We start from the raw sequence: 2000 nt of genomic DNA on the forward strand, positions 1-2000 counted from the left end.
GCGCCGGGAGGCGCCGGGCGCGCGCGTTTCGCAGACGGCCGGGCGGGGTGGGGGGGCGGCGCATCGCCTCAGCCCCCGCCCGCCTCGCCATCGGTCTTCACCCGGCCTGCCTCGCGCAGCTGCTCCTCCATCTGGTCGAAGCTCGGCTGCAGCTTGGACGGCACCGATTGCCGGCCGACCTCGACGCAGATCTGCGGCGAGAGATTCTCCAGATAGGAGGTGATCACGGCGCGGGTGACATCGAGCATCTTGCGCTCCTCCTCCAGGATCAGCTTCAGCCGCCCCGACATCGGCCCGACCAGGCCGTAGGAGAGGAAGACGCCGAGGAAGGTGCCGACCAGCGCCGCGCCGATCATGCGGCCAAGCACTTCGGGGCTCTCGCTGATCGCGCCCATCGCCTTGATGACGCCGAGGACCGCGGCGACGATGCCAAGCGCGGGGAAGGCGTCGGCCATGGTCTGGATCGCCTTGGCCGGCTTGATGTTCTCGCTGTGGCGCTTCTCGATCGCCGTCTCCATCATCTCGCCGACCCGGTGCGGGTCCTTGTTGTTCAGCGTGATGGTGCGCAGCGTGTCGCAGATCAGCCCGCTCAGCGCCGGGTCGCGCAACAGCCGCGGGTAGCGGCTGAAGATCGCCGAGGCCTCCGGCTTCTCGATATGCTTCTCGAGCTTCGCGGCGCCCTCCTTCTGGTGGGTGCGCAGCAGAAGGTAGAGCAGGCAGAGCAGATCGCTGAAATCCTTGCGGTTCCAGCTCGGCCCCTTGAACACCTTGCCGAAGGATTTCATGGTCTTGGTGACCAGCGCCATGTCGCCGCCGATCAGCAGCGTCATGAAGCCGCTGCCGCCGATGATCATCAGCTCAGGCCCCAGGGCGCCAAGGATCACGCCCATCTTGCCGCCTGCGATCAGGTAGCCGCCGAAGACGGCCACGAACACTCCAAGGATTCCGACGATCTGGATCATCGAGCGATGCGGCCCTGCTGGTTGTGTCTTTCGGGCCAGGATCTGGCCGGCGGATCGCTCTTATCATTTCGCATCTTTCCATGCTATGAGCATTTTTCGCATAACGCAGCGAGGACCGCCATGCCGCTTCCCGTCACGCCAAAAGGCCTGGAGCCGGGCCAGGCCGCCCGGACCGAGGCGCTCGGCCGCTACCGTGTCGATGCCCAGGTGGCCGGCGCGCTGCGCAGCGCGTCGCAGGCGACCGGCCTCGGATTCGACGTGCTGGCCGCCAAGGCGGCGATGGAGAGCGGCTTCCGCAGCGACGCCCAGGCCGGCACCTCCTCGGCGCGCGGCCTGTTCCAGTTCATCGACCAGACCTGGCTCGCCGTGGTGCAGGAGCATGGCGCGGCGCATGGGCTGGCCAATGAGGCGGCGGCGATCACCCGCCAGGGCAGCCGGCTCACCGTCTCCGACCCCGCCCTGCGCAGCCGCATCCTGGCGCTGCGCGACGACCCGGAGATCTCCGCCCGGCTCGGCGCGGAGCATCTGAAGGACCTGGCCGACGCGCTGCGCCCGGCGCTCGGCCGCGCGCCGGACGCGACCGAGCTGTATCTCGGACATTTCCTGGGCCAGCGCGGCGCCACCCAGTTCCTGCGCAGCCTGTCGCAGGAGCCGAACCGCGCCGCCAGCGACGTGCTGCCCGAGGCGGCGCGCGCCAACCCGGCGATCTTCCGCGCCGCCGATGGGGCGCCGCTCTCGGTGCAGCAGGTGATGGACAAGCTGCGCGGCCGCATCGGCCAGGTCTATGCGCAGCTTGGCCTGACGGCGCCGGCCGGGCCGGTGGAACTGGCGCAGACGCCGCCGCAGCCCCGCCCGGGCGAGGCCCGCCCGAGCGAGGAGCCGCGCTGGTGGGGCAGCGGCAGCCCGGCCCGGGTGCGCCACGCGACCGAGCAATCCATGGTCTCCACCCTGGTCGAGGTGTTCAGCCGCATGGCCCGCAGCGCGCCGCGCGGGCGCGAGGAGGGGGAGGCGCTGCCGGCCGATGTGCTGCGCGCGCTG

2 protein-coding genes are annotated in these 2000 nt (G+C 70.5%); one reads left to right on the plus strand and one right to left on the minus strand.

Features of this window, described 5'->3' with window-relative positions; translation table 11 throughout:
- Positions 1-68 precede the first annotated feature (68 nt).
- Positions 69-962 (minus strand): flagellar motor stator protein MotA, encoded by an 894-nt coding sequence (gene motA, locus HMPREF0731_RS18200; protein WP_007005662.1) that lies wholly within the window; start codon positions 960-962, stop codon positions 69-71.
- A gap of 120 nt (positions 963-1082) precedes the next feature.
- Here motA and HMPREF0731_RS25760 point away from each other — a divergent pair.
- The coding region (locus HMPREF0731_RS25760; protein ID WP_007005663.1) for a lysozyme family protein at positions 1083-2000 on the plus strand (918 nt) is incomplete at its 3' end.

The organism is Pseudoroseomonas cervicalis ATCC 49957, assembly GCF_000164635.1.
GTDB classification, from domain to species: Bacteria; Pseudomonadota; Alphaproteobacteria; order Acetobacterales; family Acetobacteraceae; genus Pseudoroseomonas; species Pseudoroseomonas cervicalis.

Bases quoted from the DNA above. Each gene is read 5' to 3' on its own strand.
- motA (WP_007005662.1), bottom strand. From the start codon at position 962: ATGATCCAGATCGTCGGAATCCTTGGAGTGTTCGTGGCCGTCTTCGGC.